Raw genomic sequence first — 15,334 nt, forward strand, 5'->3', positions numbered from 1 at the left:
GTTCTCGACCTCGAAGCGATGTCGCTTACTGGTACGACTTCACGATCTCAAGCAGGCTCGGGACGTTCGCGTACGCCTCAGCGGCGTTCTCCTTGGTGACGATCACCGGGTCGAGCAGGTACGAGTCGACGACCTTGACGCCGTTGTCGTAGGACTCGGTGTCGTTCACGTCGACCTCCTCGCCCTTCTGCAGCTCCTGGACCATCTTGATGGACTGCTGGACGAGCAGAGTGGTGTCCTTGTTGATCGTGGAGTATTGGATGCCCTCCATGATCGACTTCACGGACTCGACCTCGGAGTCCTGACCCGTGACGACCGGAACCGGCTTGCCGGCCTGCTGCACCGAGGTGATGATGGCGCGGGCGAGCGTGTCGTTCGGGGACAGCACACCGTCGATCACGGTGTCACCGCTGTACGACGAGGTGAGGATCGTGTCCATGCGGTTCTGCGCGTTCTCCGGCAGCCAGCCCTCGGTCGCGGTCTGGGCGATCTCGGTCTGACCCGAGACGACCTTCAGCGTGCCGTCGTCGATCTTCGGCTGCAGGACCTCCATGGCGCCGTCGAAGAAGACCTTCGAGTTGGCGTCGTCCGGCGAGCCGGAGAAGAGCTCGATGTTGTACGGAGCCTCGTGACCCGCGCGCTCGGCGAGACCGTCCAGCAGGGCCTGACCCTGCAGCTGGCCGACCTTGAAGTTGTCGAACGCGACGTAGTAGTCGACGGCCTCGGTGTTCTCGATGAGACGGTCGTAGGCGATCACGTACGCGCCGGCGTCCTTGGCCGCCTGCACCTGCGTGGCCAGCTGCTTGCCGTCCTTCGCACCGATGATGATGACCTTGGCGCCGTTGGTGACCATGGCCTGGATCTGGTTCTGCTGCTCCGCGACCGTGTTGCTGGCCGGGGCGTACTGCACGTCGGCCTTGAAGCCGGCCTTCTCCAGACCGTCGGTGAAGAGCTGGCCCGCGAGGACCCAGTTCTCACTGGTCTTGTCGGGGAGCGCGACGCCGATCGTTGCGTCGGCCGCGAAGCCCTTCGTGGCCTCGTCGCCCGAACCCGAGCCGGCGTCGCCGCCACGCTCGGCCGAGCACCCGGTCAGGGCGAAGGCAGCCGTCGCGACGAGCGCTGTCGCTGTGACGATGATCTTCTTCATGTGATCTCTTTCTGTGTGATGTGACGGATCCTGCGCGCGAGCACTGCGCGAGGACTCGCTTACTCGCCCCGCGTCTTCTCGACGGGTGGGGCCTGGTAAGTCTTGTTGGGCTCGAACACCGGCGACGCCTCGGGGTCGTCCTTCCGACCCCAGCGACGCGTCATGAAGCCGATGATCGACGGGCGACCCTGCTGCTTGTTCCAGACGTCGATGCCGACCGCGAGCAGGAGCACGAGGCCCTTGATCATCGAGACGACGTCGGCGCCCTGGCCGAGCAGCGCGAGGCCGTTGTTGAGGAAGGCCATGACGAGACCACCGATGATCGAGCCGATCACGGTGCCGATACCGCCGGCCACGGCCGCGCCGCCGATGAAGACCGACGCGATGGCGTCGAGCTCCCAGCCGGTGCCGTCGTTCGGGCCGGAGGCCTGGGAGCGGGCCACGAAGATCATGCCGGCGAGAGCGGCCATGACCGACATGTTCATCATGACGAAGAAGTCGACCCAGCGATCCTTCACACCCGAGAGGCGCGCCGCCTGACGGTTGCCGCCGACCGCGTAGATGTGACGGCCGAACACGGTGTTGCGGGTGACGAACGAGTAGATGATGACGAGAGCCAGCAGGATGATGCCCGGGACGGGGAAGCTCGTGCCGGGGCGACCGGTCGCGAACATCCAGCCGGCGGCGAGCACGACGATCGAGAGCAGCACGACCTTCACGGTGCTGACCCAGACGGGGGCGGAGTCGGAGCCCATCTTGTGCTGGATGCGGCGCGTGCGGATCTCCCAGAAGATCAGCCACGCGACACCGATGAGCGCGAGGATCATGGTCGGCACGTTGAAGGGCAGCGGCAGTGCGATCTCCGGCAGGTAGCCAGTACCGATGTACTGGAAGCCCTTAGGAACCGGGATCGTCTGCGCGTCGCCGATGAACTGCTGCGCGCCGCGGAAGAAGAGCATGCCGGCGAGCGTCACGATGAACGCGGGCACCCCCACATACGCGACCCAGAATCCCTGCCAGGCACCGACCAGAGCTCCGACGGCGAGGCCGAGCAGGATGGCCGCAGGCCAGGGGAGGTTCCACTCCGCCATCGACTTCGCCACGATGATCCCCGTGAACGCCGCCACCGAACCGACCGACAGGTCGATGTGGCCCATGATGATGACCATCACCATGCCGATCGCCAGGATCAGGATGAACGAGTACTGGTTGATGACGTTGATGACGTTGCCCGGAGTGAGCGTCGCGCCGTTCGGACCGTTCCGCAGCAGCGTGAAGATCTCGAACAGGACGATGATGACGATCAGGCTGCCGAGGATGCCGAACTGGCGCAGCGACGAGGTGCCGTTGCTTCCGAACATCTTGCGGATGTCGCCGAAGTGGAAGCCACGCTTCGTTGTCGTGAGGTCGGTGGTCATGCGGATGCTTTCTGAGTCGCGGAGGTCATGCTGCGCATGAGTGCCTCGGGTGTTGCCTGATCGGCCGGGATGCAGTCGGTGACCCGACCTTCGAAGACGGTGTAGATGCGGTCGGAGATGCCGAGCAGCTCGGGCAGCTCGCTGGAGATGACGATGACGCCCTTGCCCTGCGAGGCCAGCTCGTTGATGATCGCGTAGATCTCGTACTTGGCGCCGACGTCGATGCCGCGGGTCGGCTCGTCGAGGATCAGCAGGTCGGGATCCGTGAACATCCACTTCGCCAGCACGACCTTCTGCTGGTTACCGCCGGACAGCTTGCCGACGCCCTCCTCCACCGACGGGGTCTTGATGCGCAGAGCCTTGCGGTAGCGCTCGGCGACCGAGAACTCCTCACGCTCGTCGACGACGCCTCGGTGCGTGATCTTCGAGAGCTTCGCGGCCACGACGGAGCGCTTGATCGTGTCGAGCAGGTTGAGTCCGAGCACCTTGCGGTCCTCGCTCACGTACGCCAGCCCGTGCTTGATCGCGGAGGCGACGTCGGGGATCACGATCTCCTGTCCGTCCTTGATGATCGTCCCCGACTGGAAGTTTCCGTAGGAGCGGCCGAACAGGCTCATCATGAACTCGGTGCGGCCGGCGCCCATGAGGCCGGCGATGCCGACGACCTCGCCGCGGCGCACGTCGATGCTGGAGCCCTTGACGACCATGCGCTCGGCGACCGACGGGTGCTGCACCCACCAGTCCTTGACCTCGAAGAACACCTCGCCGATCTCGGGCGTGCGGTCGGGGTATCGGCTCTCGAGCGAACGGCCCACCATCCCGCGGATGATGCGGTCCTCGTTGATCTCGCCGCGCGAGATGTCGAGCGTCTCGACGGTTCGGCCGTCGCGGATGATCGTGATCTCGTCGGCGATCTGCTCGATCTCGTTGAGCTTGTGGCTGATCATGATCGACGCGATGCCCTTGGCCTTGAGGCCGAGGATCAGGTCGAGCAGGTGCTGCGAGTCGTTCTCGTTGAGAGCGGCGGTCGGCTCGTCGAGGATCAGCAGCTTGACGTCCTTGTTGAGCGCCTTCGCGATCTCGATGAGCTGCTGCTTGCCGACACCGAGGGTCTTGATCGCGACGTCCGGGTCCTCCCGAAGCCCGACGCGGGCGAGCAGCTCTGTGGCGCGCTGGCGCTGGGCCTGCCAGTCGATGCGGCCGAAGCGGCGGATCTCGTTGCCGAGGAAGATGTTCTCGGTGATCGAGAGCTCGGGGATGAGAGCGAGTTCCTGGTGGATGATCGCGATGCCCGCCTGCTCGCTGGCCGCGATGTCGCGGAAGCGCTGCTCCTCGCCGTACAGCAGGATCTCCCCGTCGTACGAGCCGTACGGGTACACGCCCGAGAGCACCTTCATGAGGGTGGACTTCCCTGCGCCGTTCTCGCCGCAGATCGCGTGGATCTCTCCGGCGCGGACGGTGATGGAGACGTCAGACAGCGCCTTGACTCCCGGGAACTCCTTGGTGATGCTGCGCATCTCCAGGATGGGGCCAGACACGACCGGCAACGTTGCTGTGGTGCTCACGGATCTTCCTCGCTACGTGCGGTCACTGTCGATGTGACCGTTCACATTGGTACATAGTCTACGCTCGCTGAGTCGGTGTCAAGACCGCGACGCGAATTGTTCGCTTATCGAGCTGCGGCCGATTCCCGGGTCCGCAGCGTCGTCTGCAGCGCCCCGAACACGGGCGGATCCTCCCCACGGATCTGCGCCAGCAGCAGCCGCACCGCACGGCGGCCGAGCTCGGGGAAGTCCTGGTGCACGGTGGTCAGCGTCGGCGCGACATGTGCCGAGACGGGAATGTCATCGAACCCCACGACGCTCACGTCCTCGGGCACGCGGATGCCGGCATCCCGGAACCCGTGCATGAGCCCGATGGCCATCTGGTCGTTGGCCACGAAGATCGCCGTGAAGTCGCGCCGGCGCGCCAGCTCCTGCCCCGCGAAGTAGCCGAAGTCGGCTGTCCAATCGCCGCGGATGGGCGGGAAGGTCGGCAGGTCCGCCTCGCGCAGCGCCTCGAGGTATCCGCGCATGCGCGACTCCGCCTCGATCCAGTCCTGCGGCCCCGCCAGGTGGATGATGTCGCTGTGCCCGAGCGCGATGAGATGCTCGGTGGCGGTGCGGGCGCCGGCGACCTGGTCGGCCGACAGGCTCACGCCGTCGGATCCCGAGGCGGTCTGCAGCGAGACGAAGGGCGTATCGCTCGCCATGGCTCTCAGCACGTGGAAGACCCTGACCTGCGGCGCGAGCACGACGATCCCGTCGACCTGCTCGCGCGCGAGCTGGCGCAGCGCGCTGCCGATCGCCTCGGGCGAGGTCGCGGACAGGTTCAGCGTCGAGACCGAGTACCCCTCCTCGCGCGCGGCATCCTCGATGCCCACGATCGACGAGGTGGGACCGAACTCCCCCACGGTCGCCGACAGGATGCCGAGCATGTTCGACTTGCTCGTGACGAGCGCGCGAGCGGCGAGATTCGGCCGGTAGTCGAGCACCGAGATCGCATCGAGCACCTTGGCCTTGGTCTCCGGCCGGATGCTGGGGTGATCGTTGAGCACACGCGAGACGGTCTGATGCGAGACCCCGGCGAGACGCGCGACATCGCGGATGCTCGGCATCCTGGCACGCTCGGAGGCAGTCGACACCGCAGGCCTCCTCGCATGTGCACGGTCACATCGTCACACCATTATGTATCCGCGCGAGCGTGAACGCACTTCGATGACGCCGTGGGCGCCCCTCGGCGAGCGTCGGCGGCGCCAGCCGTCAGGCGACGATCCGCGCGCCGGCGACCGGACCGTGCACGTGCAGCGCGTCGATCCCGCGCTCGTCGAGCGACGCCTGCACTGCCCGCGCGGCATCCGCACTCGCGCAGAGCAGCGCGACGGTCGGCCCTGAGCCCGACACGATGCCCTGCAGCGCGCCCGCATGGATGCCGCGGAGGATCGTCGTCTCCAGTTCCGGCCGCTCGTGCAGGGCGGCCTCCTGCAGGTCGTTGTAGATGCTCTCGGAGAGCAGTTCCGGATCGCCCGACCGGAGCGCCTGCAGCACCGGGATGGGCACGTCGAGGGACAGCGGCGGGTCGTCGGCCAGGGCGCCCTCGTCTTCGCGCAGCGCATCGAGCCGCGCGTAGACCAGCGGCGTCGAGAGCCCCTCGTCGCTCGGCACGAGCACCCAGTCGAAGCGGCCGCGCGCGAGAGCGGGGTTCAGCTGGTCGCCGCGGCCGGTCCCCACTGCGGTGCCGCCGTGCAGCGCGAACGGCACGTCAGCGCCCAGTCGAGCCGCGAGCTCGTGCAGCCGGGCCGTCGAGAAGCCGGTGCCCCAGAGGGCGTCGCACGCGACGAGGGCCGCCGCCGCATCCGCCGATCCCCCGCCCATACCTCCCGCGACCGGCACGCTCTTGCGGATCTCGAGCGCGACGCCGCCGTGGTAGTCGGCCGCCGCCGCGAGCAGCTTGGCCGCGCGCATCGCGAGGTTGCGGTCGTCCAGCGGCACGGCGTCCGGGTCGTCGACCCCGGACACCGTCAGCGAGAAGTCGTCGGCGTGCCGGGCGATGACGTCCTCGTAGAGCGAGACCGCCTGGAACACCGTCGCCAGCGCGTGGTATCCGTCGTCATGACGGCCGCCCACGCCGAGGTAGACGTTGATCTTGCCCGGTGCACGCACGTGCACGGACTCGACGGGGGCGGCGAACGTCATGACGGGGCCGTCAGAGCTCGGTGGAGGTCGCCCAGAGGTCGACGTCGATCGAACCGGAGAGCTCGTCGATGCGCGACAGCTCCGCGTCGGTGAAGGCGGCACCGTTCACGGCCGCGATGTTCTCGTCGAGCTGCTCAGGGCGCGAGGCGCCGATGAGCGCGGAGGCGACGACGGGGGTGCGGAGGGTCCACTGCAGCGCGAGCTGCGCGAGAGACTGGCCGCGCTCGCGAGCGATCTCGTTCAGCGAGCGCAGGATCTGCAGCGCCTCCTCGCCGAGCGGAGCGTCCGGCAGCGATCCGCGCTTCTGTGCGCGATCGGCCGTGCCGTCGCCGAGGTACTTGTCGGTGAGCAGCCCCTGGGCGAGCGGTGTGAAGGCGATCGCGCCGAGACCGGACTGCTCGAGAGTCTCGGTCAGACCGTCCTCCACCCAGCGGTTGAGGATGGAGTAGGCGGGCTGGTGGATGACGAGCGGCGTGCCCAGATCCTTTGCGACGGCGACGGCCTCCGCCGTGCGCTCGGCGCTGTACGACGAGATGCCCACGTACAGGGCCTTGCCCTGGCGCACGAGAGTGTCGAGCGCGCCGACCGTCTCGGCGATCGGCGTGACGGGGTCGACGCGGTGCGAGTAGAAGATGTCGACGTAGTCCAGACCCATGCGGGTGAGCGACTGCTCGGCGCTCGCGAGGATGTACTTGCGGCTCGCGAAGTCGCCGTACGGGCCCGGCCACATGTCCCACCCGGCCTTCGACGAGATGATGAGCTCGTCGCGGTACGGGCGGAAGTCCTCGGCGAAGATGCGGCCGAAGTTCTTCTCGGCCGAGCCGTACGGCGGTCCGTAGTTGTTGGCGAGGTCGAAGTGGGTGATGCCTCGGTCGAACGCGTGGCGCAGCAGCGTGCGCTGATTGTCGAGCGGGATGTTGTCGCCGAAGTTCCACCACAGGCCCAGCGAGATCGGCGGCAGGTACAGACCGGACGAGCCGACCTGACGGTACTCGAACTGCTGGTAGCGGCCCTCGTCGGCGGCGTACGGGCGGTGGAGTTCTGGGACGTTCGGGCGGAAGCGAGGAGAGTCGGTCACGGTGCCAGATTAGTCCGTGGCGGCCGGCCCGCCGAGCGCGACGACCTGCTGCGCAACACGCTGGTAGTCGTCGACCGTGAGGTCCTCGCCGCGTGCGGTCGGCGCCACGCCCGCCGCGATGAGGGCATCGGAGGCGGCGGCCGAGCTGCCGAACACGCCGGACAGGGCCTGACGCAGCATCTTGCGGCGCTGGTTGAACGCGGCATCCACGATCTGGAAGGTGCGTCGGCGCTCCTCCTCCGAACCGCGCTCGCCGTCGGAGCGGTCGAACCCGACGAGCAGGCTGTCGACATTCGGCACCGGCCAGAACACCTGACGCGAGACGGTGCCGGCGAGTTTCCACTCGCCGTACCAGGCCGCCTTGACGCTCGGCGACCCGTAGATCTTCGACCCCGGCTTCGCGGCGAGACGCTCTGCCACCTCGGCCTGCACCATCACGACCCCGCGCTGCAGGTAGGGGAACGTCTCGAGGAAGTGCAGCAGCACCGGTACCGACACGTTGTACGGCAGATTCGCGACCAGCACCGTCGGCTCGCCGGGAAGCTCCGTCACGCGCATGGCGTCGGCATCCACCACCGTCAGACGGTCCGGCTCCACGCCGTGGTCGACCGCCGTCTGCGGCAGCCGGGCCGCGAGACGATGGTCGATCTCGACGGCCGTCACCGCTGCTCCCGTCTCGAGGATGGCCAGCGTGAGAGAGCCGAGCCCCGGGCCGATCTCGACGACGCGCTCCCCGGCATCCACCCGCGCCGCCTGCACGATCTTGCGGACCGTGTTCGCGTCGACCACGAAGTTCTGGCCGAGCTTCTTCGTGGGGGTGACGTCGAGCTCGGCGGCGAGGCGACGGATCTCGGTGGCGCCGAGGAGGGTGACGGTCATTGGTCCATTCTCCCCCACCCCGCAGCGCGCCTCAGTCGTCGTCGAACGAGCCGTAGACGCGGAGGGTGTTGGCGGCGAGCTGTGCGGAGAGCTCGTCGACCTCCAGCCCCAGCTCCGCAGCCATGAAACGCACCGTGATCGGCACGAGGTAGGGCGCGTTCGGACGCCCGCGCAGCGGGGTCGGCGTGAGGAACGGCGCGTCGGTCTCGACGAGGACGCGGTCGAGCGGCGTGACCTTCAGGGCATCCCGCAGATTCTGGGCGTTCTTGAACGTCACATTGCCCGCGAACGACAGGTGGTAGCCGGCGTCCGCGCACACCCTGGCCATCGTGTCGTCGCCCGAGAAGCAGTGGAACACCGTCTTCTCCGGCGCCCCGACACGCGTCAGCGTCTCGAGCACCGCCTCGTGCGCGTCACGATCGTGGATCTGCATCGCGATGCCGTGCTTCTTCGCGAGAGCGATGTGCGCCTCGAACGAGGTGAACTGCGCGTCGCGGCGCTCGGGCTCGGTGCGGAAGAAGTCGAGCCCGGTCTCGCCGATCGCCCGGGTGCGCGGGTGCGCGGCGAGCTCGTCGACGACCGCGATGGCCTCGTCGAGTCGCCCCTCCTCGGCGTACGTCGGGGCGTCGTTGGGATGGATGGCCACAGCCGCGAGCACGCGGTGATCGGATGCCGCAGCCTCCACCGCCCATCGTGAGGACTCGATGTCGCCCGACGCCTGGACGACGCCCGCGATGCCGACGGCCTCGGCCCGGTCGAGCTGCTCGGTCAGCGACAGCGGTTGGTCGCCGTCGAGGATCTCGAGATGCGCGTGATTGTCGTACACGGCGACGGCGAGGGGCTCGGGAGCCGCGGGGTACCGCAGATCCCTGCGCCCGTCGCCGTCACGCCGCTGCACGTAGGTGTCCGGCACGGCAGCTCTCCGTCAGGCCTGCTCGACGCGCGGGAACAGCGGGGCGAGCCCGTTGACGCTCGTACCGGGTTTCAGCGCACCCCACGCGCCCGCCTCGCGGATCGGCTGGTCCTGCAGACGGCCGAGGCTCTCGGCCGCGCCCAGCGCGATCCATAGCTTCTCGGTCGACTGCGGCATCACGGGCGACAGCAGCACAGCGAGCGCGCGGAGTCCTTCGGCACACGTGTAGAGCACGGTGCCCAGGCGCTCGCGCTGCGCATCGTCCCCCGCGGCGGCCTGCTTGGCCAGTGCCCACGGCTCGTTCGCCGTGATGTAGCCGTTGAGCGCGTCGACGACGGTCCAGATGGCGCGGATCGCCTCGTCGATGCGGAACTGCTCGATCGCGGCATCCGCATCCGTCGTCGCGCGCGCGACGAGACGCTGGATCACCAGGTCGCCCTCGAGATACTCCCCCGGCGGCGGCACGACGCCCTCGAAGTACTTCTCGATCATCGCCGTCGTGCGCGAGGCGAGGTTCCCGAACCCGTTCGCGAGCTCCGCCTGGTAGCGCGCGGCGAGGTCCTCCCACGAGAACGAGCCGTCCTGACCGAACGCGATCGCCGAGAGGAAGTAGAAGCGGTAGGCGTCGGATCCGAAGACATCGGTGATCTCGGTCGGCGCGATACCGGTGAGCTTCGACTTCGACATCTTCTCGCCGCCGACCAGCAGCCAGCCGTGTGCGAAGACGCCCTTGGGCACGTCGAGTCCCGCCGCCATCAGCATGGCCGGCCAGATCACGGCGTGGAAGCGGAGAATGTCCTTGCCGACCACGTGATACGCCGGCCAGCGACGGTCGAACGTCTCGGGGTCCTCGCCGTATCCGACCGCTGTCGCGTAGTTGAGCAGCGCGTCGACCCACACGTAGATGACGTGCGAGCTGTCCCACGGCACCTCGATGCCCCAGTCGAACGCCGACCGCGAGATCGACAGGTCCTTGAGTCCCTGCCGCACGAACGAGACGACCTCGTTGCGCGCGGACTCGGGACGGATGAAGTCGGGCTGCGTCTTGTAGAGCTCGAGGAGGCGGTCCTGGAACTCGCTGAGCTTGAAGAAGTAGTTCTTCTCCTGCAGCAGCTCGAGCGGCTTCGAGTGGATCGCGCACACCTTCAGCCCCTCGAAGGGGCCGGTGCCGTCGAGGATCTCGGACTCCGGCTTGAACTCCTCGCAGCCGACGCAGTACAGCGCCTCGTACTCGCCCGCGTAGATGTAGCCGCGGTCGTAGATCGCCTGCACGAACTTCTTCACGCGCTCCTCATGGCGCTCCTGCGTCGTGCGGATGAAGTCGTCGTTCGCGACGTCGAGGGTCTCGAGCAGCGGGAACCACGCCTCGGCCACGAGCTTGTCGACCCACTCCTGAGGCGTGACGCCGTTCGCGGCGGCGGCGCGGAGCATCTTCTGTCCGTGCTCGTCGGTGCCCGTCAGCATCCACGTGTCGTCGCCGCCCTGACGGTGCCAGCGCGCGAGCGCGTCGACCGCCACCGAGGTGTACCCGTGGCCGATGTGAGGCACGTCGGACGGGTAGTAGATGGGCGTCGTGATGTAGAAGGATTCGCCTGCGGGCATGGAGCAATTCTAGGCGCGATGCCGGGGGCGGTTACGCCGCGGCGGCGGGCCTCAGCCGACGGTCACCTGCACGCGGTGCCAGCCCTGGGCGCCGTCCGGGGCCGGTGCCGCCGGCTCGGAGGTCTGCGTGTCGCCCTCGGCGCTCACCGCGCGGCACTCGATGGTGTGCGTACCCGCCTCGGCGGTCCACGGCAGACGCCACTGCACCCACGTGTCGGCGGAGATGGCGGTCGCGAGCTCGGCCGCCTGCCACGGCCCGTCGTCGATGCGCACCTCGACGCCCTCGACGCCGACGTGCTGCTGCCAGGCCATGCCCGCGATCACCGTGTCTCCGGGCTCCACGGTCTGACTGCGCCGCGGCACGTCGATGCGCGACTGCAGCTTGATCGGCCCGCGGTCCGACCAGCCGCGGGTCGTCCAGTACGCGGTCGCCCGGTCGAACCGCGTGACCTCGAGATCCGTCACCCACTTCGTCGCCGACACGTACCCGTAGAGGCCGGGGACGACCATCCGCACCGGGAAGCCGTGTTCGAGGGGCAGCGGGTCGCCGTTCATGCCGACGGCGAGCAGCGCGTCGCGGTCGTCGGTCAGCGCCTCGATCGGCGTGGAGGCCGTGAAGCCGTCGGACGACGTGGAGAGCACCATGTCGGCATCGGGGTCGACCCCGGCCCGCGCCAGGAGCTCGCGCACCGGGTGACCCAGCCAGCGGGCGTTGCCGATGAGATCGCCGCCCACCGGGTTCGACACGCACGCCAGGGTCACGTGCGACTCCTGCATCGGCAGTGAGAGCAGTTCGTCCCAGCCGATCTCGACCTCGCGCTCCACCATCCCGTGAATGCGCAGCCGCCAGTCGGCCGGGTCGATACGGGGCACGATCAGGGCGGTGTCGATGCGGTAGAACTCGGCGTTGGGCGTGACGACCGGGGCGAGACCCTGGATGCCGAGGTCTGCACCCGCCGCGACGGGGGCGGCGGACCGGACGGGCTGCGGCAGGCGGAGCGCAGAGCGCACCGCCTCGATCGACCGCGTCGCGCCGCGAGCGACGCCCGCGATGAGGAGCGCGGCGACGCCGGAGGCCGCGACACCGGCGGTCCACAGCAGGAAGCGGCGACGCTCCTCCGGCTCGGTGCGGACGTACGGGATCGGCTGCACCGTGCGCATGAGCAGCCGCAGCGCCACCACGGCGACGACGGCCGCGATCAGTCCGGGCAGCCATGCGAACGGCCCGGCACCCGGCCGGATCATCGCGACGACGAGGGCCAGCGCCCCGAGCGCGCCGAGGACCACCGACCCGAGCGCCGCCCGGCGTGCCTCGAGGATGCCGGCGAGGGCGGCGACCACGGCGAGCACGATGGCGATGCCGGTGATCAGGGCCGCCTTGTCGCCCGTGCCGAACAGGGCGATCGCGGCATCCTTCGCCCAGCTGGGTGCGAGATCGATGAGCCCGCCGCCGATCACGGCCATCGGACTCGCCGCAGGCTCGACGACAGCCGCGACGAGCTCGCCAGCGCCCACGGCGACCGCCGCCGCGCTGAGTCCTGCGGCCGCCGCGCGCAGACGGCTGCCGCGGCGCGCGGTCATCGGATGGCTCATGGACCGAGCGTAACCCCGGCGCAGCCGTCCGAGGGCCGTGCAGCCCCCGGACGACCGACCGTCAGAGCGCGTTGCGGCGCGCGACCTCTCCGAGCCACGCGAGCGACGGCTTCGGCGAACGGGCGAACGTCTCGCGGTCGAAGCCGATCAGGCCGAAGGTCGGGCCGTAGCCGCTCGCCCACTCGTAGTTGTCGAGCGCGCTCCAGTGCTGGTAGCCGCGCACGTCGATGCCGTCCGCGATCGCGCGGTGCAGCCCCTCCAAGGCGCCCTGCGTGTACGCGACGCGACGGGTGTCGTCGCCCGTGGCGATGCCGTTCTCGGTCACGAGCACCGGTACGCCGCCGCTGCGCTCCCACGCACTGCGGACGCCGAGCTCCAGCGCGGCCGGGAAGAACTCCCATCCGGTGAGCGTGGTCTCGACGTCGGCCGCGACGGGGCGCGGACCCTCCGGGCCGATGAACGTGCGGGTGTAGGCCTGCACGCCGACGAAGTCGTCACCGGCGGACTGCTCCAGGTACCAGTGGTCGCGGGGGTCGCCGTACTCGGCCAGCATCTCGTCGGCGCCCGGTTCCCCGGTGGAGTGGAACGCCTGCGTGGCGATCGTCCACCCCGCCTGGATGCCGGATCGGGAATGCAGGATGTCCGACGCGCGGTGGTGCGCGTCGAGCAGCGTGTCCGCCACCACGAGGTCGGGGTTGGGGAGGCCGTAGGCCACGAGGTTCGCGGCATCCTCACCCCCGGCGAGCATGGCGGCGATGTTCGGCTCGTTGATCGTGCAGACGTACGTGACGTCGTCGAGGATCGGGAGCACCGTCTCGACGTACCGTCCGAACAGGTCCACGGCGTCGGACGCCCGCCAGAAGCCGTCCTTCTGGAACCACTGCGGCACCGTGAAGTGCATGAGCGTCACGGTCGGGTCGAGACCGTTGTCGCGGGCGGTGTCGATCATGCGCCGGTAGTGGTCGAGCATGGCGCGCGACACGAAGCCGCGCTCCGGCTCGATCCGGGCCCACTCCACCGAGAACCGGTAGGAGTTGAGCCCGGCCTCCGCGAGCAGACGCATGTCCTCCGGATACCGGTGGAAGTGGTCTGCGGCGTCGCCGGACGGCTCCACCATCGGCGACCCCGGTGCGTGCTCCATAACCCACCAGTTGCTGGTCGTGTTGTTCCCCTCCACCTGATGGGCTGCGGTGGCAGCGCCCCAGAGAAAGCCATCAGGGAATGCGAGCACGAGTGCTCCTTTCGATAGTGCGGGTGGTTCTGTTCAGCGTTCGGCGCGCGCGGGGTTGGGCACCGCGTCGAGCAGCTGGACCGTGTACGGGTCCTCCGGATGCTGCAGCACCTGAGCGGTCTCGCCGCGCTCGACGACGCGACCGCCGTTGAGCACGAGGATGTTCTCGGTCACCAGACGCGCGCTCAGCAGGTCGTGCGTGATGTAGAGCATGCTGATACCCCACCGCTCACGCAGGTCCTCCAGCAGCGCGAGCACCCCCGCCCGCAGCGAGACGTCGAGCATCGACACCGGCTCGTCGGCGATCAGCACCTGCGGATCGCTGGCGAGGGCCCGCGCGATCACCACGCGTTGACGCTGACCGCCGGACAGCTGATGCGGGAGTTTCGCCGCGAACTGCTCGACCGGCGTCAGGCCGACCGTCTCGAGGAGCTCGAGCACGCGCGCCCGCGCCTCGGCTCCGCGCAGGGCGGTGTAGTTGCGCACCGGTCGACTGAGGGTGTACTCGACCGTGTGCAGCGGGTTCAGCGCCGCATACGGGTCCTGGAACACCATCTGCACGTCCTTGCGGAGGTCACGCAGACCCCCGCGTCGCAGTGAGGCGACGTCGACGTCGCCGAAGCGCACCGATCCGTCCGTGGGCTTCTCGACTCCGGTGATGAGCTTCGCGATCGTGGACTTGCCTGAGCCGGACGCCCCGACGAGCGCGAGCGCCTCGCCCGGCTCCAGCCGGAACGACACGTCGTCGACCGCCGTGACGGGCTTCTCGCCGCGCCGGCGGGCGGGGTAGACCTTCGACACACCCTGCAGCACGATCGCGGCATCCGCCCGACGCGTGTCGCGCTGCGAGACCGTCGGCACCGTCTCGGTGACGTCGGTGCGCGCGCGACCCTCGCGGCGGCGCGTGCCCAGATCGACGAAGCCGGGGATCGAGATCGACTCGGCGCGGGGATCGGCGTAGTGGCTGAGGAGCATCCTCGTGTACTCGTCCTGCGGACGGTGCAGGATCTCGAGGCTCGGCGCGTCCTCGACGATCCGCCCCTCGTGCATCACCATGACGCGGTCGGTCGCCTCGAGCACGATGCCGAGGTCGTGGCTGATGAGGATCGCCGTGAACCCCTCGCTGCGCTGCAGGTCCTTGATGGTGTCCATGACCGCATGCTGCACGAGCACGTCGAGCGCCGTGGTCGGCTCGTCGAACACCATGAGCTGGGGGTCCAGCGACAGGGCGAGCGCGATCGAGGCGCGCTGCCGCATACCGCCGGAGAGCTCGCCGGGGTAGCTCGCCAGCACGCTCGGATCGAGACCGACCTTGCCGACCAGCTCCCGCGCCCTGGCGTCGCGGTCGTCTCCGGCGACATGGCCGTGCGCGGCGAAGATGTCGCGGAAGTGGTCGCCGACCCTGCGCACGGGGTTCAGCGCGTTCATGCCCGACTGCAGCACCATCGCGAATCCGCCCTGGCGCTGACGGCGCAGCTCCTCGGCGTCCAGCTCGCGGATGTCGCGTCCTCCGAAGAGGATGCGTCCGGCGCTGATGCGCGCCGGCAGCTTCTGCAGGCGGGTGAGGGCGAAGCCGAGGGTCGACTTGCCCGACCCGGACTCCCCCACGAGCCCCACGAATTCGCCTCGACGCAGGGTGAACGACACGTCGTCCACGGCGGCCACGGGGGCGACGCCCGGAGAGGCGTACTCGACGGAGAGGGATTCGACCTGCAGCAGGACGTCGTTCTCGGTCATGG

12 protein-coding genes are annotated in these 15,334 nt (G+C 68.9%); all 12 read right to left on the bottom strand.

The features are described 5' to 3' along the window. Window positions 1-25 precede the first annotated feature (25 nt). The 12 genes from RAC69_RS10660 to RAC69_RS10715 all read right to left on the bottom strand — a co-directional run bounded on the left by RAC69_RS10660 (window position 26) and on the right by RAC69_RS10715 (window position 15,332). A complete protein-coding gene (locus RAC69_RS10660) occupies window positions 26-1,147 on the bottom strand; it encodes a substrate-binding domain-containing protein (protein WP_375086786.1) in 1,122 nt (373 codons plus the stop codon). Between the two features lie 59 nt (window positions 1,148-1,206). Beyond that, on the bottom strand, window positions 1,207-2,565 hold the full coding sequence (gene mmsB / locus RAC69_RS10665) for a multiple monosaccharide ABC transporter permease (protein WP_375086787.1): 1,359 nt from the start codon (window positions 2,563-2,565) through the stop codon (window positions 1,207-1,209). Then, window positions 2,562-4,082: a multiple monosaccharide ABC transporter ATP-binding protein gene (mmsA, locus tag RAC69_RS10670; protein ID WP_375086863.1), complete on the bottom strand. Its 1,521-nt coding sequence runs from the start codon at window positions 4,080-4,082 to the stop codon at window positions 2,562-2,564. Before mmsA ends, mmsB begins: the two co-directional genes overlap by 4 nt. 152 nt (window positions 4,083-4,234) lie before the next feature. Beyond that, on the bottom strand, window positions 4,235-5,248 hold the full coding sequence (locus RAC69_RS10675) for a LacI family DNA-binding transcriptional regulator (protein ID WP_375086788.1): 1,014 nt from the start codon (window positions 5,246-5,248) through the stop codon (window positions 4,235-4,237). A 118-nt stretch (window positions 5,249-5,366) separates the two neighbouring features. Next, window positions 5,367-6,299: a 4-(cytidine 5'-diphospho)-2-C-methyl-D-erythritol kinase gene (locus tag RAC69_RS10680; RefSeq protein WP_375086789.1), complete on the bottom strand. Its 933-nt coding sequence runs from the start codon at window positions 6,297-6,299 to the stop codon at window positions 5,367-5,369. Window positions 6,300-6,309: 10 nt separating this feature from the next. Next, on the bottom strand, window positions 6,310-7,377 hold the full coding sequence (gene mgrA / locus RAC69_RS10685) for an L-glyceraldehyde 3-phosphate reductase (protein ID WP_375086790.1): 1,068 nt from the start codon (window positions 7,375-7,377) through the stop codon (window positions 6,310-6,312). A gap of 9 nt (window positions 7,378-7,386) precedes the next feature. After that, window positions 7,387-8,256 carry a 16S rRNA (adenine(1518)-N(6)/adenine(1519)-N(6))-dimethyltransferase RsmA gene (gene rsmA / locus RAC69_RS10690; RefSeq protein WP_375086791.1) on the bottom strand — a complete coding sequence of 290 codons (870 nt, stop codon included), beginning with the start codon at window positions 8,254-8,256 and terminating at the stop codon, window positions 7,387-7,389. Between the two features lie 31 nt (window positions 8,257-8,287). Next, window positions 8,288-9,169 (bottom strand): TatD family hydrolase, encoded by an 882-nt coding sequence (locus RAC69_RS10695; protein ID WP_375086792.1) that lies wholly within the window; start codon window positions 9,167-9,169, stop codon window positions 8,288-8,290. A 12-nt stretch (window positions 9,170-9,181) separates the two neighbouring features. After that, a complete protein-coding gene (gene metG, locus RAC69_RS10700) occupies window positions 9,182-10,771 on the bottom strand; it encodes a methionine--tRNA ligase (RefSeq protein ID WP_375086793.1) in 1,590 nt (529 codons plus the stop codon). A gap of 51 nt (window positions 10,772-10,822) precedes the next feature. Then, window positions 10,823-12,364, bottom strand: coding sequence for a molybdopterin-dependent oxidoreductase (locus RAC69_RS10705; protein WP_375086794.1), 1,542 nt, complete (start codon window positions 12,362-12,364; stop codon window positions 10,823-10,825). A 61-nt stretch (window positions 12,365-12,425) separates the two neighbouring features. Further along, window positions 12,426-13,595 carry a glycoside hydrolase family 1 protein gene (locus tag RAC69_RS10710; RefSeq protein WP_375086795.1) on the bottom strand — a complete coding sequence of 390 codons (1,170 nt, stop codon included), beginning with the start codon at window positions 13,593-13,595 and terminating at the stop codon, window positions 12,426-12,428. A gap of 33 nt (window positions 13,596-13,628) precedes the next feature. Continuing rightward, window positions 13,629-15,332, bottom strand: a complete 1,704-nt coding sequence (locus RAC69_RS10715; RefSeq protein WP_375086864.1) for an ABC transporter ATP-binding protein — start codon at window positions 15,330-15,332, stop codon at window positions 13,629-13,631. Window positions 15,333-15,334 lie beyond the last annotated feature (2 nt).

This window comes from Microbacterium sp. LS_15 (assembly GCF_041954735.1).
Taxonomy (GTDB): domain Bacteria; phylum Actinomycetota; class Actinomycetes; order Actinomycetales; family Microbacteriaceae; genus Microbacterium.

Excerpts from the sequence above, each read along its gene's own strand:
- RAC69_RS10680 (WP_375086789.1), bottom strand. The coding sequence starts at position 6,299 with ATGACGTTCGCCGCCCCCGTCGAGTCCGTGCACGTGCGTGCACCGGGC.
- mmsA (WP_375086863.1), bottom strand. The coding sequence starts at position 4,082 with ATGCGCAGCATCACCAAGGAGTTCCCGGGAGTCAAGGCGCTGTCTGAC.
- rsmA (WP_375086791.1), bottom strand. The coding sequence starts at position 8,256 with ATGACCGTCACCCTCCTCGGCGCCACCGAGATCCGTCGCCTCGCCGCC.
- mmsB (WP_375086787.1), bottom strand. The coding sequence starts at position 2,565 with ATGACCACCGACCTCACGACAACGAAGCGTGGCTTCCACTTCGGCGAC.
- RAC69_RS10705 (WP_375086794.1), bottom strand. The coding sequence starts at position 12,364 with ATGAGCCATCCGATGACCGCGCGCCGCGGCAGCCGTCTGCGCGCGGCG.
- metG (WP_375086793.1), bottom strand. The coding sequence starts at position 10,771 with ATGCCCGCAGGCGAATCCTTCTACATCACGACGCCCATCTACTACCCG.
- RAC69_RS10715 (WP_375086864.1), bottom strand. The coding sequence starts at position 15,332 with ATGACCGAGAACGACGTCCTGCTGCAGGTCGAATCCCTCTCCGTCGAG.
- RAC69_RS10660 (WP_375086786.1), bottom strand. The coding sequence starts at position 1,147 with ATGAAGAAGATCATCGTCACAGCGACAGCGCTCGTCGCGACGGCTGCC.